The organism is Clostridium vincentii (genome assembly GCF_002995745.1).
GTDB classification, from domain to species: domain Bacteria; phylum Bacillota; class Clostridia; order Clostridiales; family Clostridiaceae; genus Clostridium; species Clostridium vincentii.
The window spans coordinates 1-21,526 of the sequence record NZ_PVXQ01000045.1 but is presented as its reverse complement, the minus strand read 5'-3'; the positions used below and the strand labels follow the sequence as shown (position 1 = coordinate 21,526).

The 21,526-nt window shown below is 29.7% G+C and carries 24 protein-coding genes and 1 pseudogene; 20 read left to right on the top strand and 5 right to left on the bottom strand.

All coding sequences use genetic code 11. The annotated features are described in order from the left end of the window. Positions 1-169: 169 nt before the first annotated feature. Positions 170-712 carry a recombinase family protein gene (locus CLVI_RS15080; protein WP_106060936.1) on the bottom strand — a complete coding sequence of 181 codons (543 nt, stop codon included), beginning with the start codon at positions 710-712 and terminating at the stop codon, positions 170-172. A 134-nt stretch (positions 713-846) separates the two neighbouring features. Here CLVI_RS15080 and CLVI_RS15075 point away from each other — a divergent pair, with 134 nt between their 5' ends. The 3 genes from CLVI_RS15075 (at position 847) to CLVI_RS15060 (ending at position 5,505) form a co-directional block, all read left to right on the top strand. Continuing rightward, a complete protein-coding gene (locus CLVI_RS15075) occupies positions 847-2,355 on the top strand; it encodes a SulP family inorganic anion transporter (RefSeq protein WP_207655396.1) in 1,509 nt (502 codons plus the stop codon). Between the two features lie 54 nt (positions 2,356-2,409). Then, positions 2,410-2,829, top strand: coding sequence for a universal stress protein (locus CLVI_RS15070; protein WP_106060935.1), 420 nt, complete (start codon positions 2,410-2,412; stop codon positions 2,827-2,829). A gap of 1,005 nt (positions 2,830-3,834) precedes the next feature. Next, positions 3,835-5,505 (top strand): ribonuclease J, encoded by a 1,671-nt coding sequence (locus CLVI_RS15060; RefSeq protein ID WP_106060934.1) that lies wholly within the window; start codon positions 3,835-3,837, stop codon positions 5,503-5,505. A gap of 191 nt (positions 5,506-5,696) precedes the next feature. On the opposite strand, the gene CLVI_RS15055 is transcribed toward CLVI_RS15060, so the two are convergent. Beyond that, positions 5,697-6,512 (bottom strand): ZIP family metal transporter, encoded by an 816-nt coding sequence (locus tag CLVI_RS15055; protein ID WP_170065690.1) that lies wholly within the window; start codon positions 6,510-6,512, stop codon positions 5,697-5,699. A 297-nt stretch (positions 6,513-6,809) separates the two neighbouring features. Next, complete coding sequence (locus CLVI_RS15050; protein WP_106060933.1) at positions 6,810-8,471, bottom strand: SulP family inorganic anion transporter; 1,662 nt, start codon at positions 8,469-8,471, stop codon at positions 6,810-6,812. A gap of 198 nt (positions 8,472-8,669) precedes the next feature. On the opposite strand from CLVI_RS15050, the gene CLVI_RS15045 reads away from it, so the two are divergent. The 3 genes and pseudogenes from CLVI_RS15045 to CLVI_RS15035 form a co-directional block, all read left to right on the top strand. After that, entirely contained in the window at positions 8,670-9,680 is a 1,011-nt protein-coding gene (locus CLVI_RS15045) for a MarR family transcriptional regulator (RefSeq protein WP_106060932.1), read from the top strand. Positions 9,681-9,770: 90 nt separating this feature from the next. Beyond that, the gene (locus tag CLVI_RS15040) at positions 9,771-10,019 is read left to right on the top strand and encodes a CPF_0552 family protein (protein ID WP_106060931.1); all 249 of its coding nucleotides are present in this window, start codon (positions 9,771-9,773) and stop codon (positions 10,017-10,019) included. A gap of 20 nt (positions 10,020-10,039) precedes the next feature. Next, positions 10,040-10,189: pseudogene (locus tag CLVI_RS15035) on the top strand (TrkA C-terminal domain-containing protein); the annotation flags it as partial. Positions 10,190-10,236: 47 nt separating this feature from the next. Here the strand turns inward: CLVI_RS15035 and CLVI_RS15030 are convergent. Beyond that, on the bottom strand, positions 10,237-10,908 hold the full coding sequence (locus CLVI_RS15030) for a Crp/Fnr family transcriptional regulator (protein WP_106060930.1): 672 nt from the start codon (positions 10,906-10,908) through the stop codon (positions 10,237-10,239). A 187-nt stretch (positions 10,909-11,095) separates the two neighbouring features. Between CLVI_RS15030 and CLVI_RS15025 the strand changes: the two genes are divergently transcribed. The 4 genes from CLVI_RS15025 (at position 11,096) to CLVI_RS15010 (ending at position 13,720) form a co-directional block, all read left to right on the top strand. Next, a complete protein-coding gene (locus CLVI_RS15025; RefSeq protein ID WP_106060929.1) occupies positions 11,096-11,578 on the top strand; it encodes a permease in 483 nt (160 codons plus the stop codon). After that, the gene (locus tag CLVI_RS15020) at positions 11,575-12,309 is read left to right on the top strand and encodes a permease (protein WP_242980741.1); all 735 of its coding nucleotides are present in this window, start codon (positions 11,575-11,577) and stop codon (positions 12,307-12,309) included. The genes CLVI_RS15025 and CLVI_RS15020 overlap by 4 nt, the downstream gene beginning before the upstream one ends. A gap of 131 nt (positions 12,310-12,440) precedes the next feature. Beyond that, positions 12,441-13,256, top strand: coding sequence for a PPK2 family polyphosphate kinase (locus CLVI_RS15015; protein WP_242980739.1), 816 nt, complete (start codon positions 12,441-12,443; stop codon positions 13,254-13,256). Between the two features lie 29 nt (positions 13,257-13,285). Further along, positions 13,286-13,720, top strand: coding sequence for a hypothetical protein (locus CLVI_RS15010; RefSeq protein WP_106060927.1), 435 nt, complete (start codon positions 13,286-13,288; stop codon positions 13,718-13,720). A 45-nt stretch (positions 13,721-13,765) separates the two neighbouring features. On the opposite strand, the gene CLVI_RS15005 is transcribed toward CLVI_RS15010, so the two are convergent. Beyond that, the gene (locus tag CLVI_RS15005; protein ID WP_106060926.1) at positions 13,766-14,437 is read right to left on the bottom strand and encodes a Crp/Fnr family transcriptional regulator; all 672 of its coding nucleotides are present in this window, start codon (positions 14,435-14,437) and stop codon (positions 13,766-13,768) included. 179 nt (positions 14,438-14,616) lie between these two features. Here CLVI_RS15005 and CLVI_RS15000 point away from each other — a divergent pair, with 179 nt between their 5' ends. From CLVI_RS15000 to CLVI_RS14955, 10 genes are all read left to right on the top strand, one after another. Next, positions 14,617-15,411, top strand: a complete 795-nt coding sequence (locus CLVI_RS15000) for an ATP-binding protein (RefSeq protein ID WP_106060925.1) — start codon at positions 14,617-14,619, stop codon at positions 15,409-15,411. Between the two features lie 206 nt (positions 15,412-15,617). Next, positions 15,618-15,980 carry an ArsR/SmtB family transcription factor gene (locus CLVI_RS14995; RefSeq protein ID WP_106060924.1) on the top strand — a complete coding sequence of 121 codons (363 nt, stop codon included), beginning with the start codon at positions 15,618-15,620 and terminating at the stop codon, positions 15,978-15,980. Positions 15,981-16,015: 35 nt separating this feature from the next. Further along, positions 16,016-17,032, top strand: coding sequence for a permease (locus CLVI_RS14990; RefSeq protein ID WP_106060923.1), 1,017 nt, complete (start codon positions 16,016-16,018; stop codon positions 17,030-17,032). 48 nt (positions 17,033-17,080) lie between these two features. Further along, positions 17,081-17,308 carry a thioredoxin family protein gene (locus CLVI_RS14985; RefSeq protein ID WP_106060922.1) on the top strand — a complete coding sequence of 76 codons (228 nt, stop codon included), beginning with the start codon at positions 17,081-17,083 and terminating at the stop codon, positions 17,306-17,308. Positions 17,309-17,395: 87 nt separating this feature from the next. Beyond that, positions 17,396-18,568 (top strand): MFS transporter, encoded by a 1,173-nt coding sequence (locus CLVI_RS14980; protein ID WP_207655395.1) that lies wholly within the window; start codon positions 17,396-17,398, stop codon positions 18,566-18,568. A 24-nt stretch (positions 18,569-18,592) separates the two neighbouring features. Further along, on the top strand, positions 18,593-19,099 hold the full coding sequence (locus tag CLVI_RS14975) for a putative zinc-binding protein (RefSeq protein ID WP_106060921.1): 507 nt from the start codon (positions 18,593-18,595) through the stop codon (positions 19,097-19,099). A 69-nt stretch (positions 19,100-19,168) separates the two neighbouring features. After that, positions 19,169-20,089 carry a cation diffusion facilitator family transporter gene (locus CLVI_RS14970; RefSeq protein ID WP_106060920.1) on the top strand — a complete coding sequence of 307 codons (921 nt, stop codon included), beginning with the start codon at positions 19,169-19,171 and terminating at the stop codon, positions 20,087-20,089. Between the two features lie 18 nt (positions 20,090-20,107). Further along, positions 20,108-20,593 carry a permease gene (locus tag CLVI_RS14965; protein WP_106060919.1) on the top strand — a complete coding sequence of 162 codons (486 nt, stop codon included), beginning with the start codon at positions 20,108-20,110 and terminating at the stop codon, positions 20,591-20,593. Next, positions 20,577-21,110: a permease gene (locus CLVI_RS14960; protein WP_106060918.1), complete on the top strand. Its 534-nt coding sequence runs from the start codon at positions 20,577-20,579 to the stop codon at positions 21,108-21,110. Before CLVI_RS14965 ends, CLVI_RS14960 begins: the two co-directional genes overlap by 17 nt. 25 nt (positions 21,111-21,135) lie before the next feature. Continuing rightward, on the top strand, positions 21,136-21,396 hold the full coding sequence (locus tag CLVI_RS14955; RefSeq protein ID WP_106060917.1) for a 4Fe-4S dicluster domain-containing protein: 261 nt from the start codon (positions 21,136-21,138) through the stop codon (positions 21,394-21,396). The last annotated feature ends 130 nt before the right edge of the window (positions 21,397-21,526 follow it).

Sequence of the window (21,526 nt, the reverse complement as noted above, 5' to 3'; positions counted from 1 at the left end):
TTTACAAGTATCATCCATTCTTCTTTAGATCTTCTTTTTGCCATGCAAATTACCTCCTACTAAGTATAGGAGTATTATCACATTAATTTACTGCCAGTCCTAGGTGATGAGTTATTTGACGCTTACGTTTATTTCTTTGAGTAAAATTTTTGGATAATAATAAAGATATTTAATTTTCTAAATATCTATATAATGTAGATTTACTAATTCCGGTTTCATTTTTAATTTCAGTCAGACTATGGTTCTTACTTTGATACATAACAATAGCACGCTTCACATTTTCATCAGATTTTCTTGGTCGTCCTGTAGTAATTCCTTTTTGTTTTGCTTCATATAATCCTTTTTTTGTGTTTTCGCTTATTACATCACTTTGAAATTTAACAAGGTGTTTTACAATATCAGTAAAATTATATCCATCTGTATTACTTGTATCGATCCCATCAGTAAGAGATTGAAAATAAGCATTCTTACTATCAATTATTTCTAATAGCTCCACTAAATGACGTGTTGAATCAGCTAAGGTGAAAAGTTTTGTAACTACTATTTTATCATCCTTATTAAGGAGACTTATTATATTTTGTAGCTGTGTTCTTTTTTTTGCTGATGAATGTTCCTCTGAAATAATGGTTGTACAATTTTCTTCTTTTAAGTTATCTAGTTGATCCTCACATTTCAAATCTTCTTGATATGGTCTCATATATCCAATTAACATACGTGTTCTCCTAATACCTAAAGCTTTTCTTTTATTATAACATAAGTTTTGTTTGTAAAAATAAGTTTTAAAATGGTTCCTTTTTGGGACGAAATATGCTAAGCTATTTTTAATGAGTTGCAAAGTGGACTTTTATGAGAGTTAAAAGTAAAAAATATAAATATGAGGTGTGTGAAAAAGTGATTGAAAAATTAAAAACAGAATGGTTTTCAAATATTAGAGGGGATATCCTTGCAGGAATTGTTGTAGCACTAGCATTAATTCCAGAAGCAATTGCATTTTCTATTATTGCAGGAGTTGATCCAATGGTTGGATTATATGCATCTTTTTGTATTGCAGTTATTATTTCATTTGTAGGTGGGCGTCCTGGAATGATTTCCGCAGCAACAGGTTCAATGGCATTACTAATGGTTCCTTTAGTGAAGGAGCATGGACTTAATTATTTATTAGCAGCAACAATATTAACAGGTATTATACAATTAATTTTTGGTATATTTAAAATAGCCAAAGTAATGAAATTTATTCCACGAGCTGTTATGATAGGGTTCGTAAATGCGTTAGCAATTTTAATTTTTACGGCTCAGGTACCTCATTTTATTGGAATTTCTAGTATGACGTATGTTTTTGTAGCAATTACATTGTTAATTGTTTATATATTACCTAGATTTATTAAATCTATTCCAGCACCATTGATAGCTATTATTTTGTTAACAGCTGTGGCTATTTTTATGGATTTGGACTTACGAACTGTTGGAGACTTAGGCACTATTACAAAATCATTACCTAGGTTTTTCATACCAGAGGTTCAATTTTCTTTTGAGACATTAAAAATAATATTCCCATATTCTATTGCTTTAGCTATTGTAGGTTTATTAGAGTCTTTATTAACATCAACAATTGTAGATGATATGACTGATACGGTGAGTGATAAACACAGAGAATCAAGAGGACAGGGAATTGCGAATATCATTACAGGTTTCTTTGGTGGTATGGCAGGTTGTGCAATGATTGGTCAATCTATGATTAATGTGAAATCAGGAGGACGTGGTAGATTATCCACTTTTGTGGCAGGAGTATTCCTAATGTTTTTAATTATTGTATTAGGTGATTTAGTTGTACAAATTCCAATGCCTGTTCTTGTAGGTATTATGATTATGGTATGCATTGGTACTTTTGATTGGTCTTCCTTCTCTTATTTAAGAAAAGCACCTAAAAGTGATTCTGCTGTTATGTTAACAACCGTTATTATAGTAGTTGCAACAGATGATTTATCAAAAGGAGTTATTGTCGGTGTTATATTAAGTGCACTATTCTTTGTTGCTAAAATTTCAAAAATACAAGTAATTCAGCAAAAAATAAACGAAGATATTATATTTAATATAGAAGGTCAATTATTTTTTGCATCTGTTGAAGGATTCGTGGAAGCATTTGATCTAAATATAAAAAATACAAATATTATTATTGATTTCTCAAATACACATGTGTGGGATGACTCAGCTGTAGGAGCTATTGATAAAATCGTCATCAAATATCGTAGTAATAATAATGAAGTCATGCTTCAAGGACTAAATTCTTCTAGCAAAAATCTGTTAGATAGACTAGCTGTACATAATAATCCAACTGCAAAGGTATCAGCACATTAATATATCATTAGATATTAGCCGATGTATAATAATATAAGATTAGGGGTGTAAATAATGTATAAAAATATATTACTAGCTGTGGATGGCTCAGAAAATTCACTTCGAGCAGCACAAGAAGCAATAAAAATCGCTTCATTATGCGATAAATGTATGATTGAAGTTGTAGTTGTAGTTGATTTTTCACAAGCAAAAAAGGAAGTTCTTCATTCTCAAGGAAAAGAAGATTTAGAATTAGCAAGACGAAAGAAACTTTTACCTATTGAAGAAAAGTTGAAATTGAATAATTTAGCCTATGAAATAAAAATATTACGTGGCGAACCAGGAGAAGTAATTGTAGACTACGCAAATGAAGGAAAGTTTGAGTTAGTAGTTATAGGTAGTCGTGGTCTTAATGCAGTGCAAGAAATGGTGTTAGGAAGTGTCAGTCATAAAATAGTAAAAAGGGCTAAGTGTCCAGTCTTAATTGTGAAATAAAAAAAGCTGATTTTAAAGAATTAAAAAAAGGATCCTATACTTAGAAAAGTTTATGTATAGGATTCTTTATTATTCGCTTCCGGTGCAGGATATTGAACTTTTGATACGATCATATTTAAAAAAAGTGACGATGTATAATCAGCTAAATAATATTATCGAAATCCCATTCGGGATAAAAAGTACAATCTTATGGTTGCTATTTGTCAAAAAAATAAACCATTCATAATTAAAATTGATTATTTATAAATTATAGTATATAATGAAGTGAATTATAGTATGTAAAGTGAAGTTATTGAGTATTTTAAGATTAGTGAAGTAACTACATATAAATTAACATAAGAGGGGAAAATTTCAACTTTTAAGATTGGAAGTCACTGGAGAATAAAAAGAAGTAATCTTAGTGAACATATAGAAAAGTTCAAACATGAGAAAAGATTGTAAGCAATTAATTTTTAGGTAAGAAGCTTTAGGTAATACAGATAAAAGAAGATGAATGAATATAAATTTAGCGAATTGATTAAAAACAAAGATACTATATTTATTCAAGTTTTTTTATGCACAGTAAACAATAGAAATGAGTTTGTATACTTACCTAATCAAAATGTAAGTTAGCTACTAAAGATTATTTTGTTATACAAATACATAATAGTAAAGAAAAATACGTCGAGTTATATTAATATGTAATTGAGTTTATTATTGGTACAGTAACACTTAATATACAATTACTCTTTTGTTGCACTGAGTAATTGTTATTTGTTTTAGTTATACTGTTAATCGGATTTTAAGTAGAGGGTATTCATATTTAATAAGATGTATATATAAAAGAAATTATGTAAAAATTAAAGTAACAATAAGTATTGTTATTAATTATTATAAGTGAATTGTTTTGTGCTGTCATTAACTAAACAAAATTAAAAATATATTCAAAGAATGTAAGCAAAAATAAAAAAATTAATGGTAAAGAACATTTAGGTAAAATAAGGTTCGTGCCAGATAGGAGATTTAATGGTAATAAAAAATAAAAGCAAAGTAAAAGTAATTCCTCTAGGAGGTCTAGGAGAAATAGGAAAGAATCTTACAGTTATAGAATATGATAATGAAATAGTTATTATTGACTGTGGATTAGCTTTTCCCGGAGCAGAACTGTATGGTGTAGATTTAGTAATAGCGGATATAACATACTTATTAAATAATAAAGATAAAGTGAAGGGTATATTTTTAACTCATGGTCATGAAGATCATATCGGGGGCCTTCCATACTTTTTGAAACAACTTAATGTTCCAGTCTATGGTACAAAATTGACTTTAGGTTTAGTAAAAAGCAAACTTGAGGAACATAGGATGCTTGCTGACTGCACACTTAATGAAATTAAGCTAGGATTGCAAATTAAAACTGAACATTTCAAAGTGGAATTCATAAGAACTTGTCATAGTATAGCAGATGCATGTGCCATAGCTATACATACTCCAGAAGGAATAATAATTCATACAGGAGATTTTAAAATAGACTATACTCCTATAGATGGAGAAGTTATAGATCTTCAACGTTTTGCAAAATTAGGAAATCAGAGAGTACTCCTATTAATGGCAGACAGTACTAATGCTGAACGCCCTGGATATACAGTTTCAGAAAAAATTATAGGAGAAAATTTAACGAGAATTTTTGGAAATGCAAAGGGTAGAGTAATTGTAGCCTCTTTTGCATCAAATATTAATAGAGTTCAACAAATTATTAAATCCTCTTTAGCTTATGGAAGAAAAGTTGCCTTTAGTGGACGAAGTATGGAAAAAATATCTGCTATAGCAATGGAACTAGGTTATATGCATTTACCAGAAGGTCAACTTATAAGTGTAGATGATATTCATAAATATCCTGCTGATAAAATAACTATTATAACTACAGGAAGCCAAGGAGAACCAATGGCTGCTCTTTCAAGAATTGCATCATCAACTCATAGAAAAATTGCAATTGAAAAGGGAGATTCAGTAATTATTTCTGCTTCACCTATTCCTGGAAATGAAAAGTTAATATCAAAGCTTATAGATGCACTCTTACAAAAGGGCGCAGATGTAATTTATAACGCAATTGAAGAAGTCCATGTTTCAGGGCATGCTTGTCAAGAAGAATTAAAATTAATGCATACCTTGATAAAACCTAAGTTCTTTATTCCTGTTCATGGTGAATATAGACATCTTAGACAACATGCATTATTAGCTGAAGGTCTTGGAATGGATCCTAAGAATATATTCATGTTAGAAACAGGACAAATACTTGAGTTAAGTAGAAATGGAGCTAGAAAAGCTGGAATAGTACCTTCAGGTTCTATTATGATTGATGGACTTGGTATAGGTGATGTAGGGAATGTAGTACTTAGAGATAGAAAACATCTATCAGAGGATGGAATTATAACAGTGGTAGTAGCAATAGATAAAGCCTCAGTTAGTGTGCTTTCAGGACCTGATATTGTTACAAGAGGGTTTGTTTATGAAAGAGAATCTAGAGATCTATTAAACGAAGCAAGAGATGTAGTAAAAACAGAGTTAGATAAATGTATGGAAAAGAAAATTACAGATTGGTTTATAATAAAATCCAACATAAAATATGCTCTAGGAGAATTCTTATATAATAAAACAAAAAGAAGACCTATTATTTTACCAGTAATTATTGAAATATAATATAGATAGAATAGTATAAATCATTATTTAACATGATACCTGTAGACTAGACACTTTGAAGGAAGTATCTAGCTATAGGTATTTTTTTATAGAATTTATATGAGTATAAAAAAATAAAAACAGACATGAGATTTTTCTCATACCTGCTTTATTTATAATATATTATAAGTATACGGTTGTTATTTTTAAAATTATCCTAAAGCTACATCCAACACCATCATAATTACAAAGCCTATCATAGCGCCTATAGTTGCAATGTCTGTATTTGAATCCTGTTGTGATTCAGGTATTAATTCTTCAACTACTACAAAAATCATAGCTCCTGCTGCAAAAGATAAAGCATAAGGAAGAATAGGTTTCATAGAGATTACTGCAAAAGCACCTATTACTCCTGCTATTGGTTCTACTATACCTGACATTTGACCGTACATAAAACTTTTAAATCGAGAGAATCCCTCTCGTCTTAATGGAATAGAAACTGCAGCTCCTTCTGGAAAATTTTGAATACCGATTCCTATTGCTAGTGCAACAGCTCCGGCTAAGGAGGCGGATGGTATATCAGCTGCTACGGCACCAAATGCAACTCCAACAGCAAGGCCTTCAGGTATGTTATGCAAAGTTATAGCTAATACCAATAAGATACTTCTTTGCCAACTAGTTTTGATCCCTTCTGCTTTTTCTATTGGTTGACTAAGATGTAGATGTGGTAAAATTCTGTCTACGCTAAAAAGAAAAGCACCACCGGCTAAGAATCCTACCGCTGCAGGTATCCACCCTGGTGTATTTGTTTGTTCGGCCATCTCTATAGCAGGAGCTAATAAGGACCAAAAGCTGGCAGCAATCATAACTCCTGCTGCAAAACCAAGCATGCCATTTAGTACTTTTCTATTTATAGATTTAAATAGAAATACTAAGGATGCACCTAAAGCAGTTAAACCCCAAGTAAATAGTGTTGCAAAAAGAGCTTGAACTACGGGATTAAAATCTTTAAGCCAGTCGATTATCATAAAAAATCCTCCATTATAAGATCTTATTTACTATCATAGTAGCTGATGTTATAGTATCTGTGCTAAAACATAGCTAGATGTTTTTAATTTATGTAAATCTCATACCTTTAGTATAGCAAAGAGACCTTCATTTGCAAAGTTATCACAAGTTTTGATATTAGCAGAACTTGTGATGAATAATTTTATTATACAAAAAAATACCTACAGACTAAACACTTATTAATGGTCTGTGTAGTCTATAGGTATTATTATAGCTAAGTTTTTATTCTTAAACTTTTTATAAAGTCTAGTTTAGATTTAGCTGACTTTATTTTCAGTTTTATCTAATATAACATTTGCTCTTTCAATGGCTCCATCTACTGTGTCACAAAAATTCTTTTCTTCCATTGTTTCCACAAATCCATATTTTTTAAGCATACTTAATGGTTGATCCTGAATTTTTAATATAATCACTTTTGTATGATTACTTCTGCAGAAATCATATAACATTCTTAAAGAATGATATGCTGTAGCATCCATAAAGGGTACTTTGCTCATTTTTACTATTAATATTCTTGGAGGAGACCCCATTTCTTTCATAGCACTTACAAATTTATTTGCTGCTGCGAAGAAGAAAGATCCACTTATTTCATACATTGTAATATGTTCAGACATTTTTATATTTTCAATAAATTCATTTGCATCTTTGTCTTCTTCATCATCTAGTATGTATTTTACTTCTGTAATATCTGACATCTTCTTCATGAATAGGAAAGATGCAAGTACCATACCAACTCCTATTGCGACAACTAAATCTAAGAAAACAGTTAAAATAAATGTAACTAGAAAGACTAGTGCATCACTCTTAGGAGATTTTAATAATGTTTTAAAGGTTTCCCATTCTCCCATATTATATGAAACTACAACTAGTACAGCTGCTAAAGAGGACATTGGAACCAATTTTACATAAGGCATAAACAGTAACATAATAAGTAGTAATCCACATGCATGAACTATACCTGCTACTGGTGTTCTTCCTCCGTTTTTAACATTTGCTGCTGTTCTTGCAATAGCACCCGTTACTGGTATACCACCAAAAGCTCCTGAAAAAACATTTGCAACTCCTTGTGCTACTAATTCCATATTAGATCTATGACTAGATCCAATCATTCCATCAGCAACAACAGCTGATAATAAAGATTCAACTGAACCTAGAACGGCAATTGTTAATGCTGGAAGCATTAGTACATTTACCATATCAAAACTAATTGCTGGAAGAGCAAAACTTGGAAGTGCCGAGGAAAGTTGTCCAAATTGGCTTCCTATAGTAGTAATATTTAAATTAAAAATCATAGTTATTAAAGTTACTATGATTATTGCAATCAAAGTTCCGGGTACTTTTTTACTTATTTTCGGCCAAAATATAATTATTACTAGAGTTAATAACGATATAAATAAACTCTGATAATTAATTGTATGAAAATCCTTAAAAAAAGCTATTAATTTTTCTACAAATTCAGAAGGTACTTCTTCCATTTGCAAGCCAAAAAAATCTTTAACTTGAGTAGATAAAATAACTATGGCTATACCACTTGTAAAACCTGTAGTTATTGAGGATGGAATAAATTTTATTAAACTTCCGAATTTTAAAAATCCCATTATAACAAGAAAAATTCCTGCCATTATTGTTGCTAAAGTTAAGCCGGCAATTCCGAATTCTTGTACAATTCCATATACAATAACCACGAAAGCTCCTGTAGGCCCACCTATTTGAACCCTACTTCCACCAAGGAATGATACTATAAATCCACCAAGGATTGCTGTATATAGACCTTTTTCTGGAGAAACTCCAGATGCGATGGCTAAAGCAATTGCTAGTGGCAATGCAATGATTGCAACTATAATCCCTGAGATAAAATCTTTAATGAATTGTTCTTTACTATAATCTTTTAGACATGTAATTAATTTTGGAATAAACAAGTTTCGACCTCCTATGATAATTAGTTAGTATACGAATGTTGAAACAACAAACTTATTCTAGTGTAACTTATTTTATGGATTAAAACAACATAATTTGATAATATAATATAATATGATATTTGATTTATTGTATAAGATTATGCTAATATTATACATGTTTATTTCTTTAAACAATTACTATTTATGAAAGGATATAATATGGATTTTAGAAACAAGCTATTTGATATTCATGAATTTTATAATTTATCAAGATATCTATTTTTGAATATAGAATGGAGTTATAATGATTTTGTTGAAAAAACAGGTGTTACATTACCACAATTAAGAGTCTTATGGATTATAAAAATATTTCAAGGCATATCCCTTGGGGAGATTGCGAAAATAGGATGTTGGTCACCACCTACGGTAACGAGGATGCTTAAACTGTTAATGGAAAAAGATTTAGTTATAAAAGAAGAGACTGTAAATAAAAAATTATATGCATTAAATTTAACTGAAGAGGGACATAATATTATTAAAATAAACCAGATGAAAAAACAAGATAAATTTGCCCTAATAGAAATTCTATCTATTGTTGATGAGGATGATTTGAATTTTACTATAGACATATTTAAATCAGTAACTATACAGTCAAATAATATGTTTTTATTTGAATATATAGAGAAAGTTAATGAATCAGGATTAGAGATTGATTTTATGGATTTTAATTCTAAATCAAATCGTATACTTAAAAAGCTTATTTGTTTTTATAATCTTCTAAGAGGGTTTATTTTGACTATAGTAAATAATCATAGAAATCTACTTTTGCCTTTCAAACTTACATACCCTCAGTTTAGAGCTTTATGGATTATTGATGCCTTTCCTGGTATTACATCACTTAAGTTAAGTGAAGTTGCTTATTTAGCTCCATCCACTGTTAATATTATAGTGAAGAATCTTTATGAAAAAAATTTAATTTATAAAGAAAAGTCTCTATTGAAAAATTCACTTTTTCTTTATATTTCAGATAGTGGAGAGGAACTACTTGTTAAAGAATTCGATATAAATCAAAAAAGTCTCCTAATTTATAAAGATATTGAATTTCTATCTGTGAATGAATTGTCTAGATTAAATCGATTTATGTTGAAATTAAATTTAGCTTTAGAGAATGATTTTGTTAAAGAATACATTCAAAAAACTTTTGAAGTTATAGAAAAAAGGCTTCTATAAATTTATTTAATTATAAATACATAGTATTAGTATTAGTTTGGGAATATTATAGAGTGTAGATAAACTAGAACACATTAGGAGGAATTTCTCATGAAAACAACTATTATTGCTTTAACTATTGATCCTAGAACTGATCGTGCACCAGAAGTTCAAACTGTATTGACAAAGCATGGGTGTATAATAAAAACAAGAGTTGGTTTACATGAAGTACAAGAAAATTCTTGCTCTGAACGAGGACTAATACTTTTGCATATTAATTCAGATTCAGATGAAGTACAGCAGCTAGAAAATGAACTTAAAGATATCGAAGGAATAAAAATTAAGTGTATGACTTTATAATAATACATATAATGTAAGGGGTTAAGAGGGGAGAAAATGAAATAATCCCAAAGGGAGATACTGTTATCCTGCCGGGTGACTATTTGATTGTTCTAACTAATGAAGATAAGGTAGATAAAATAAATGATGCTTTAGCAATAATGACAGGAAGTTGTGAAATAGCAAATTAGATATTTATTAGTACTAAATAACTAGAAATTTTATTTCTAGTTATTTTTTATGCTTTTTTTAATATATCAGTTTCTACTATTGTTATAGAATAAGCATCATATTCAATAAGTCCGTCTATTCTCATTTTATTTAATTCTCGAGAAAGAGAAGATCTTTGTATTCCAAATTTTTCAGCAAGTTCTTTTTTGGTAAGTTCTAATTTTATTGTTTTGCTGTTCTGAGAGTAACTTTCATATATTAAGAAATCAATTATACATTGCCTTATAGTTTTCATAGATAATGACTTAATTTTATCTGTTAATATTAACGTTTTATCTGACAGGGATTCAAGAAAATTCTTTAAAAAATGAATATTGCTTTGACAGAGTTTGAGGACTAAATCTTTATCAATATGAAGTAAAACAGTATTATTTTTTGAAACAACTGTCATAGGATAAAAACTTTTATTTGAAAAAAGTAAATTTCCACCTAAAATATCGCCTAAAGTAAAATTACTAATAGTTAATACATTACCATTCGAGTCTATTCTTTGAACAGATATAGTTCCTTTTAAAATAATATCAAAACTTGTACATTTTTCATTTTGAAAATATAGTATAGAATTTTTTTTGTACTCTTTAATTTTGCATAAATTTATAGTAAATAAATCAACTATTTCTTCATTAGAGAAGCCTTTGAATAAATCCATATTTTTGAGAAAGTCTATATAAGTTTTCATATATTTTAATTAACTCCTTATAAATTAGTAACCATGGTAACTGATTAATCTATTGATTTAAATTATAATACAAGAAGAGATATTTGGAAAGGAGACATGGTTATGAGAGAAAAAAATATAAATGGTAAAATTTGTGATTTATTTGGAATGAAAGAACCTAATTATAAGCATATTGGAGGTAGATAGCATGGATATATTTACTATGATTCTTTGGGTTATTACTGTAACATGGTTCATTTGGTCAATAATTAAGGATAAAAAGAAGACTTTAAATTCTATTAAGATGTCAAGCGGAATGATGAAAAATATGATGGGTGAGATAATTGGAATACTGTTTCTTATTGGTTTATTGTTAACTTTTATTCCTCCTGATACAATAAATGATTATATGGGAAAATCAAATACTTTTATAGCAACAATTACTTCAGCTTTTGTAGGAAGTATAACTTTAATACCTGCCTTTGTTGCTTTCCCATTAGTAGGATCTCTAGTAAATGCTGGAGCTAACATAGTCCCAGTGGTTGCATTTTTAACAACGCTAACTATGGTAGGAGTAGTTACTTTTCCTCTTGAAAAAAGAGAGTTTGGTACAAAATTTACTGTAATAAGAAATTCTTTAAGTTTTGTATTCGCTATTATAATCGCTTTATTAATGGGGGTGGCAATGTGAGTTTAATTAGAGAAAAAATAAAAAATAACAAATTTTTAACAATAGTATTTATAACATATATACTATTATTAATTATTATGCCAAATAAAGCTGTACAGTCTTTTAATAATACGTTATATTATTTAAAAGAAATGCTTATCATTATGCCGGTTATAATGTTGCTAACGTCCCTTATTGAAGCATGGGTGCCTAAAAAAACAATAGAAAATTCTTTAGGTGAAGGCTCAGGATTTAAGGGGTCAATACTTGCTTTCTTACTTGGAAGCTTTTCAGCAGGCCCTATATATGCAGCTTTTCCAGTATGCAAAATGCTACTTAAAAAAGGAACGAGTGTTTCGAATATTGTAATTATGCTTAGTACATGGGCAGTAATTAAAATACCAATGCTTGCTAATGAAGCAAAATTTTTAGGACCAAAATTTATGGCTGTAAGGTGGGTTTTTACTACTATTTCAATTTTTATTATAGCTTATATTGCATCAAGAATAGTAAAAAAAGAAGATATACCCATGGATGATATTTTGAATAATGAAGAAGATAGTATACTGAGCGTAAATCAACAATACTGTATTGGGTGTGGAGTATGCACTAAAATTTCACCTAATAACTTTGTTATTGAAAATAAAAAAGCAAAGGTTATTAACAAAATACTTAAATCACAAGAAAATGAGAAGCTAAAATTAGCAATTGAGAAGTGCCCAGCTAAAGCAATCCAATATAAAAAAATATAGAATGTAATTCAAATAAAAATCTGATTAAAGACATCAATTAAAATTTTAGTTCCAGCAGGAAGTTATACAATAATACGAATTGGAAATAAATAATATTACTATGATACAAATTAATTGGTAAGGGGAATGAAATGATGAAGAAATTTACGATTAATTCCTATGATAAACAATTTAATCTGAAAGAGTTTAAGCCAGATGACACAGCAGAACTATCAAAACAAGATATAAAAAAAGAATATGATAAGTTGCAAGAGAAGTTTATTGAACTTCAAGAGGTTTTTTATGCATCTAAAAAATATGGGCTACTAATAATACTACAGGGTATGGACTGCAGTGGTAAGGATGGTACGGTTAAAAAAGTATTAACTGGCGTTAGCCCTAATGGGTTTAATGTTGAGAATTTTAAAGCACCTACTCCAGAAGAATTAGGCCGTGACTATCTTTGGAGGACACACAACAAAACTCCAATGAAAGGAGACATAACGGTTTTTAACAGATCATACTATGAAGATGTTCTTGTTACTCGTGTTCATAAAGATATTGATGATGAGACTGCTTTTAGTCGATTCAGAGAAATTAATGAATTTGAGAAATATCTTGTTAACAATAACACAATTGTATTAAAATTCTTTTTGAATATATCAAAGGAGTTTCAACAAAGAAAATTAGAAAATAGATTAGAGTCGCCAGAAAAGAATTGGAAGTTTTCAGAGGCAGATTTAAAAGAGAGAAAGTTTTGGGATAAGTATCAAGAATGCTATTCTGACGTGCTTTCCAATTGCAGTACAAAAGAAGCCCCCTGGTATGTAATTCCTGCAGATCATAGATGGTTTAGGGATTATATTGTATTGAAGACTATAGTGAAAACCATAGAGGAGTTAGATTTGGAGTATCCTCTCATAGAAGGAAACATTCAAGAATTAATACAGGAATTGAAAAAAAACTAATGGAAGGCAGAGACAGGATTTAAGTATATATGAATATAATTATTAATAATCAAAATATTATAACCAATAATCAAATAAATAGAGTTGTAAAACTTACTAAGTTTAAAGATTTAGATAATACTAAATTGCTTGTATTAGAGAAGAAAGCCAATATATTTCAAGTCAATAAGATTATATATTATATTAATTTTCTAGAAACTCATAATTGTGAAGGGCTGTATCATCAAGGGAAAGATTTTGTAATTTTAAAGCTTTATAATTTAGACGGAAATACTGAAGATAAAAGATTATATGGCATGGGGGTGCTATTACATGAGCTTAAACATAGAGATGATTTAATGCTTAATGGAATGACAACAGAAATATCTGCTGATAACTATGCTAAAAAGTTTTTAAATAATAATTCTAATGTAATAAAAGGTATTTTGAAATTAAAAAATGAATGGGAAGTAGAAGAGTTTTAGGACGTGTGATTATGGGAGTCTAACCCTATAATCACACAAAAATTGTTACTCAAGTTCATGAATATTTTTAATAATAATAATATCTTTGTAGTAATCTATAATTTCATCTTCCTTCATCTTAATAAGTTCGCGAGAAAGTGAAGGCCTCTGAACACCTAGTTTATCTGCCCAATCTTTTTTAGTCATTCCTATATTAATCTCAGTTTCTTTTGTTTTATTATATTTCATAAGTAAAAACTCACAAATCTTTTGACGAATTGTTTTAAGTGTGACTTCCTTTAATTTTGAATTTAAGACCATAGTTCTATTTGAAACTGTATTTAGAAATTCAAACATGAACTTTGGATCAAGCTGGCACAATGTGGCTACTGAATCTTTTTTTATTTCTAGAACTATTGTTTCAGTTTTAGAAAAGACTGTCATAGGATATTTTTTTCTATCCCCAAAGATCAAATTTTCACCGAAGGTAGAGCCTAGAGTGAATTCTGCTACTGTTAATAGTTTTCCCATAGCATCTATCTTTTGAATTTCAATGTTGCCTTCCAATATAATCGAAAGACAGGTGCATAGTTCATCCTCATTGTGAACAACTTGTCCCTTTGAGTATTTTACAATTTTGTAATCTATAGAATTAAAAATTTTAATAAAATCCACATCAGCATGGATTCCAAAAAGTTTGGATTTTTCTAATACATTCAAGTAATTTTCTAACTTCATATAAATAGTTCTCCTCTTTTTTTATAACTGTAACTTATGTTACAGAGTATTAGTTGTAATTTAATTATAATGAAACCATGGACTTAAGCAAGTAATAAATTATAAAGTGGAGATGCTAAGGCAGACCTTGCTCAAATGATGAAACAATAAAAAATAAAAATAGTGTGGAGGTACAAGACATGGCAATAAGAAAAATTATTAAAATAGATGAAGAAAAATGTAACGGTTGTGGGTTATGCATACCTAATTGTGCAGAGGGAGCTCTTGCTATAGTAAATGGTAAAGCTAAAATTGTTAAGGATATATTTTGTGATGGACTTGGCGCATGTCTTGGACACTGTCCACAAGATGCTTTAGAAGTAATAGAAAGAGATGCACCTGACTTTAATGAAGAGGCTGCAATAGAATTTGTTAAGTCTCAAGGGGGAGAACTCAAACCTCAAGTTCAGATTAATAAGCCAGAGGGCGGTTGTCCTTCAAGTGCAGTTAAAGTACTGAATAAACCACTAACACTACCTCAAATAGGAGGTTGTCCGGGCAGTAAAATGAAACAAATTTCAAGATCTGAAACGAATGATCCTAATGTAAAGTTAACTTCCAAGCTATCACAGTGGCCAGTTCAACTGATGCTTGTGCCAGTTAATGCACCTTATTTTAAAGGAGCGGATCTTTTAATAACAGCAGATTGTGTACCTCTTGCTTATGCAAATTATCACAATGATTTCTTAAAGGATAAAGCCGTAGTTTTAGGATGCCCAAAGTTAGATGATTCTAATTATTACGCGGAGAAGCTTTCTCAGATAATTAAAGCAAATGATCTTGAAAGCGTAACTGTACTTAGAATGGAAGTTCCTTGTTGTGGCGGAATGGCCTTAGCAGCAAAAACTGCTAGAGATAAATCTGGAATTGATATCCCAATTAAAGTAGTTACCATTAGCATTGAAGGTGAAATCTTAAAAAGAGAATATTTATAAAATTAAGAAGTAAGAGTTAGTTCAATTTGAGCTAACTCTTATTTTTTTCTGTTTATTGCTGTTACATTTAATTATACAATCTAGGTTTGTAAATTTTTTTAACTTTATAGGTTGACAAAAACAGGATAGGAGAATAGTATACGTATATACCCATGCGAGTATATGAATAATGAAATTAACAGATATTAACTAAAGGAAGTGTAGAAATGTACAAAGTTACAAATTTATTTAAGGTACTATCCGATGAAACAAGACTAAGGATTTTGATCTTACTATATAAGAAGGAATTATGTGTTTGCCAGTTGCAAGGGATATTAGAAGAAGAATCTCAACCTAAAATTTCAAAGCACTTAGCGAAACTTAGAGATCTGGGTTTTGTGAAGGATGAGAGAAAAGAAAAATTTATATATTATTACTTAAATGATAATGAGATGCTGAAAGATATTTTAAAAAGTATAATTGATAATTCTAATGAATACGAAGTAATAAAAGATGATTTAGGAAGGTTAAAATATGCTGATGAAATTAAAGAAAGAAAAATGAACCAAGTGAAAAATGAAGAAAAATAATTTTATAAATAAAGCAAAGAAAGGAGTAGTTAGCTATGAAATTTATATCAATAATATTTGGATGGTTAAATGATCAATTATTAAAGATGAATTGGTTATCTGAATTAGCAAGAAAATTAGTTGAAGATGTTTTTGGATTACCAATTAATGAAAGGCTTGGAGGAAGCATTCACTTTTTCTTATATGATACTGTAAAGATATTTATATTATTATCTGTACTTATTTTTATGATATCTTATATACAAAGTTATTTTCCACCAGAGAGGACAAGAAAAATTTTAGGTAATATTAAAGGGGTAAAAGGAAATATAATTGGAGCATTACTTGGAACAATTACTCCGTTTTGTAGTTGCTCTAGTATTCCAATATTCATAGGATTTACTTCAGCTGGATTACCACTTGGAATAACATTTTCCTTTTTAATTTCTTCTCCACTTGTGGATTTAGCATCCTTCCTTTTATTAATGTCTTTCTTTGGAGTAAAAATTGCTGCAGCTTATGTAGTTGTAGGATTAATACTTGCAGTTATAGGAGGAACAATTATTGGTAAATTGAAGCTTGAAAAGTATGTAGAGGGATATGTAACAGAAATTGAAAACGTAGATTCAGAAATAATTATTTTAACTCGAGAAGAAAGAATAGCCTATTCAAAGGATCAAGTAATGGAAATAGTTAAAAAAGTATGGCTATATGTATTAATTGGTGTCGGAATAGGAGCAGCAATACACAATTGGATTCCAGAGTCTATAATTCAAAATACTATTGGCACTGACAATCCATTTTCAGTTCTTATAGCAACAGCAGTTGGAATACCAATGTATGCTGATATATTTGGAACACTTCCAATTGCAGAAGCACTATTTGGAAAAGGCGTAGGAATAGGTACAGTACTTTCATTTATGATGGCAGTAACAGCACTTTCTCTACCATCACTAATAATGCTAAGTAAGGTTGTTAAACCCAAATTATTAGCTGTGTTTGTTGGCATTGTAGCTACAGGAATAATAATAATTGGATATTTATTTAATGCCTTTGGATTTATGTTTACATAAACTCAAATAGCATAATAAAAATAAAAAATAAAGAGGAGTTGTATAAAAATGATAATTAAAATATTAGGAACAGGATGTTCAAATTGTAAAAAACTAGAGGCAAATGCTAAAAAGGCAGTAGAAGAATTAGGGGTAGATGCTACTATTGAAAAAGTTACGGACATTAAGGAAATTATGAAATATGGAGTTATGAAAACCCCAGCAATTGTAGTTGATGAAAAAGTTAAAGCTTTTGGAAGAGTTCCAAAAGTAGAAGAAATTAAAAAATATCTATAGTTAAAAATGGGTTATCTCAAAAGGCTAGAATGTAGCCTTGAGATAGCCCTTTATAGAAAGATTAAATAATGGAAGGAATATTTCAATATGGAAAATAAAAATATAAATAAGAATAGTATCATTTTGTTATTAGGTTTGGCAGGATTTATAGTTATGGCAGATAATTGGGTGGTATCACCTATACTACCTGCTATAGCTGATAATTTAAATGTGGATATAGCCAAAGCAGGTCTGCTCATTAGTGCATACATGATTCCCTTTGGGATATTTCAAATAATATTTGGACCACTGGCAGATAGATACGGTAAAAAGCAAGTTATAACTTTTTCTATAATTATGTTTACAATGGCAACTGGTCTGTGCGCATTAGGATCCTCACTAACTAATTTAGCAATATATAGAGCACTTACAGGAATATTTGCAGCTTCAGTAATGCCAATTTCTCTTGCACTTATAGGTGATATATTTCCTATGGAAGAGAGGCAACAAGCTATTGGAACATTTATGGGGATATCCTTTTTAGGTCAAGGTTTAAGTATGGCCATAGGAGGAACTATAGCATATTTTCTAAATTGGAGAGGTGTATTTATAGCATATGCGATTCTTGCCTTAATACCAACTATACTTTTAATAGCTAATTATAAAAAATTACCATCGAAAAAAAATCCTAATAGTGAAATATTAAAACCATATTTTAGACTTTTATCTAATTCAAAGAGTTTATTTACTTATTTGATAGTTATGTTTGAAGGAATATTTATAATAGGAAGTTTTTCATATATAGGTTCCTATATAGCTAAAACATATAATTATAATTATTTTAGCATAGGTATGATATTAACTGCTTTCGGGATAACATCTGTTATCGGAGGAAGATTAAGTGGAAAACTAGCTAATAAATTTGGTCAGAAAAAAGTTCTGAATTTTGGACTACTATCTGCTTCAATTGCAGATATAATAATATTCTATTTTGGTAGCAATATTTACTTGCTTATTTTAGGAGTAGCACTACTTGGATTAGGATTTATTTTAACACATTCAACCCTACTTACAAGAGCAACAGGATTTGCACAAAAATCAAGAGGAGCAGCAATGTCCTTAGTTGCATTTTGCTTCATGGGCGGCGGTGGCGTTGGAACTGCCATTGGTGGGAAAATCATTGAAGCCTATTCTTTAAATAGTTTATTTATAATATATGGACTTGCTCTACTTGTAACATTTACATTAAGTTTTTTATTGATAAAGGATGTACAAGATTAATTAAATATATGGAGGTATAAAATTATGGACAAAAAATTTGGATGCGCATGTGGTTCTGTTGAGGGCGAAACTAAAAAGGTTGAGATACAAAAGCCAAAGGATAATTGGTATTTACCTTATATGGATAAAAAGAAAAAAGGGATTGAAGTTGAAGAAAAGAAAAGCCCAGTGGTAGTGTTTTATTGTGCAGGAGCTTCCAATGTAGGTCAATCTACTATGCTTTCTTCTGTAAAAGCTGCAAATGAAGTTGGTTATGATAAAACTGCATTGCTATGCCTTGCAAGTATATCAGCTGGTCTTGCAAACATAACTAATGGTGCTAAAAATGCTAAAGGAATTGTTGCTGTAGATGGATGCCCAATGAGTTGTTCAATGAAAACTCTTGAAAAAGCAGGTTTTAATCCGGAGGAGCATATTATTATTTCTAAAGATTTAAATGTTCCAAAGAATTTTGATTTGAATTCTTCAACTGATTTGGAAATGATAAAAGATGCAGTAGTTGAAAAAATTAATAAGGTATATGATAAATAACAAATAATATTAAAGTGCTTACAAATAAATGTAAGCACTTTAATATCATAAAGAGGAGGTTAAAAAAATATGGCAGATAATAATAATGAACATAGTCATACCCATGACGTAAGCAGTGTAAAAGGAATTAATCTTCTTATAACAATGCTTTTGAATTTGACTATAACAGTAGCAGAAGTTATAGGGGGGTTATATTCCGGAAGCTTATCTTTATTGTCTGATGCACTTCATAATTTTAGTGATATGTTGGCTATAGCAGTTAGCTATTTTGCAATTAAAATATCAAAAAAAAGCAATGATAGAAAAAGAACTTTTGGTTACAAACGTTCTACAATAATTGCAGCATTAATTAATTCTACAGTTTTGATTGTTATATCTGTATATCTTTTTAAAGAGGCATATTTTAAATTTATAAATCCAGAAGAAATAAATGGTGTAATAGTTATATGGGTGGCGTTAATAGGTCTTATAGCAAATGCTTTTGGAGCATATTTACTCAGTAAGGGTTCAAAGGAAGATATGAATATGAAATCTACATATCTTCACCTTATAAGTGATGCATTATCTTCAGTAGGAGTAGTCATAGGCGGAATTCTTATCTATTATTTTAGCATCTACTGGGTTGATCCACTTCTTACTATAATAATAGCAATATATATATTGAAAGAAAGTTATGAAATACTAAAACAAGCAATTAATATTTTGATGCAGGGAATTCCAGAAAATATAAATATAAATGAGCTTGTTAAAGAACTTGAGGAAATAGAAAGCATAAAAAATGTTCATCATGTGCATATATGGGGATTAAACGAAAATAATATATTCTTTGAAGGTCATGTTAACTTGAAACAAGATATATTAGTAAGCGAAACCACGGAAATCTATAAGAATATTGAACATGAATTAAAAGAACATTTTGGAATTAGTCATATTACAATTCAGTTTGGAGATAACTGCTGCGAGGATATTGAAGTAGTTAAAAATGAATAAAAGGAGAAGTGGCATGTAATGAGTAATTATATTTTATATGGAATAACAATAATCCTCTTGATTAGTTCATTCTATAAAGATAAGAAAAAAACTAAAATGGCACTTAAAAAGGCTTGGAAGTCATTTGAGAATATTATGCCTGAATTTTTGGGCGTTATAATGCTTGTAGGCGTATTATTAGCTGTATTAAATACAGAGGTAATATCAAAAATTATTGGAACTAATTCTGGATGGTTTGGAGTTATAGCTGCAGCTATAGTTGGAGCTATAACATTAATACCTGGATTTGTAGCCTTTCCAACAGCAGCAATGCTTGTACAAAATGGAGCAGGAATTATGCAAATAGCGGCTTTCATTTCAACTTTAATGATGGTAGGAATTGTTACTATGCCAGTTGAAATAAAATATTTTGGTAAAAAACTAACTATTTTAAGAAATGTATTTGCATTTATATTTTCATTATTATTGGAAAGGTGGTTAGTGGCATATGAAGAATTTAATTAAGAGATATAAATTTTTTATTGTAACAATAGTTATAGTTGGAATTATTACTATTTTCAATAAAGAATTAGGCTTAAAATCTTTAGGTATTGCAGGATTTAGTCTTAAAGAAATGGCTTTAGTTATACCACCAGTTTTTATCCTACTAGGATTACTTGATATTTGGGTTCCAAAAGAAACTATGATTAAGTTTATGGGAGAAGGATCTGGAATTAAAGGTGTTATATTATCTATAATCATAGGTTCAGCAGCTGCAGGTCCACTGTATGGAGCATTTCCAGTTGCTGCGGTTTTTATGAAAAAGGGAGTAAAGTTTACTAATATTCTCATATTTATAGGGGCTTGGTCGACTACTAAAATTCCAATGTTATTATTTGAAATATCAGCACTTGGAAAAACATTTGCATTAACAAGATTAGCAATTGATATACCAGGAATCATAATAATTGCTTATATATTAGCAGCATTTACATCTAAAGATGAAATAAAGAAAATTTATAAGAATGCTGAAAAATTATAATATTAAATTTTGAGGAGTGAGGTATATGTCAAAAAATTGGTATCCAGTAATAAACTATGAGTTGTGTGTAGACTGTGGGAAATGCGTTGCGAAGTGTAATAATGGAGTATATGATAAAAGTAAATATCCATCACCGAAAGTTATTAATAGTGATGGATGTGTGCAAGGGTGTCATGGCTGTGGTAAACTTTGTCCATGTGGAGCTATTGAATATGTTGGAGATGTAGAGGCTCAAAGTGATGGCGGATGTAGTTGTAGTGGAGATGATTCTGGAAATTGTTGCTAATACCGTAAGCGTCAAATAACTCATCACCTAGGACTGGCAGTAAATTAATGTGATAATACTCCTATACTTAGTAGGAGGTAATTTGCATGGCAAAAAGAAGATCTAAAGAAGAATGGATGATACTTGTAAA

Coding starts and splice junctions, on each gene's coding strand:
- CLVI_RS15080 (WP_106060936.1), bottom strand. CDS start 712: ATGTTAATTGGATATATGAGACCATATCAAGAAGATTTGAAATGTGAG.
- CLVI_RS15075 (WP_207655396.1), top strand. CDS start 847: ATGAGAGTTAAAAGTAAAAAATATAAATATGAGGTGTGTGAAAAAGTG.
- CLVI_RS15070 (WP_106060935.1), top strand. CDS start 2,410: ATGTATAAAAATATATTACTAGCTGTGGATGGCTCAGAAAATTCACTT.
- CLVI_RS15060 (WP_106060934.1), top strand. CDS start 3,835: ATGGTAATAAAAAATAAAAGCAAAGTAAAAGTAATTCCTCTAGGAGGT.
- CLVI_RS15055 (WP_170065690.1), bottom strand. CDS start 6,512: ATGATAATCGACTGGCTTAAAGATTTTAATCCCGTAGTTCAAGCTCTT.
- CLVI_RS15045 (WP_106060932.1), top strand. CDS start 8,670: ATGGATTTTAGAAACAAGCTATTTGATATTCATGAATTTTATAATTTA.
- CLVI_RS15040 (WP_106060931.1), top strand. CDS start 9,771: ATGAAAACAACTATTATTGCTTTAACTATTGATCCTAGAACTGATCGT.
- CLVI_RS15030 (WP_106060930.1), bottom strand. CDS start 10,908: ATGAAAACTTATATAGACTTTCTCAAAAATATGGATTTATTCAAAGGC.
- CLVI_RS15025 (WP_106060929.1), top strand. CDS start 11,096: ATGGATATATTTACTATGATTCTTTGGGTTATTACTGTAACATGGTTC.
- CLVI_RS15015 (WP_242980739.1), top strand. CDS start 12,441: ATGATGAAGAAATTTACGATTAATTCCTATGATAAACAATTTAATCTG.
- CLVI_RS15010 (WP_106060927.1), top strand. CDS start 13,286: ATGAATATAATTATTAATAATCAAAATATTATAACCAATAATCAAATA.
- CLVI_RS15005 (WP_106060926.1), bottom strand. CDS start 14,437: ATGAAGTTAGAAAATTACTTGAATGTATTAGAAAAATCCAAACTTTTT.
- CLVI_RS15000 (WP_106060925.1), top strand. CDS start 14,617: ATGGCAATAAGAAAAATTATTAAAATAGATGAAGAAAAATGTAACGGT.
- CLVI_RS14995 (WP_106060924.1), top strand. CDS start 15,618: ATGTACAAAGTTACAAATTTATTTAAGGTACTATCCGATGAAACAAGA.
- CLVI_RS14990 (WP_106060923.1), top strand. CDS start 16,016: ATGAAATTTATATCAATAATATTTGGATGGTTAAATGATCAATTATTA.
- CLVI_RS14985 (WP_106060922.1), top strand. CDS start 17,081: ATGATAATTAAAATATTAGGAACAGGATGTTCAAATTGTAAAAAACTA.
- CLVI_RS14980 (WP_207655395.1), top strand. CDS start 17,396: ATGGAAAATAAAAATATAAATAAGAATAGTATCATTTTGTTATTAGGT.
- CLVI_RS14975 (WP_106060921.1), top strand. CDS start 18,593: ATGGACAAAAAATTTGGATGCGCATGTGGTTCTGTTGAGGGCGAAACT.
- CLVI_RS14970 (WP_106060920.1), top strand. CDS start 19,169: ATGGCAGATAATAATAATGAACATAGTCATACCCATGACGTAAGCAGT.
- CLVI_RS14965 (WP_106060919.1), top strand. CDS start 20,108: ATGAGTAATTATATTTTATATGGAATAACAATAATCCTCTTGATTAGT.
- CLVI_RS14960 (WP_106060918.1), top strand. CDS start 20,577: ATGAAGAATTTAATTAAGAGATATAAATTTTTTATTGTAACAATAGTT.
- CLVI_RS14955 (WP_106060917.1), top strand. CDS start 21,136: ATGTCAAAAAATTGGTATCCAGTAATAAACTATGAGTTGTGTGTAGAC.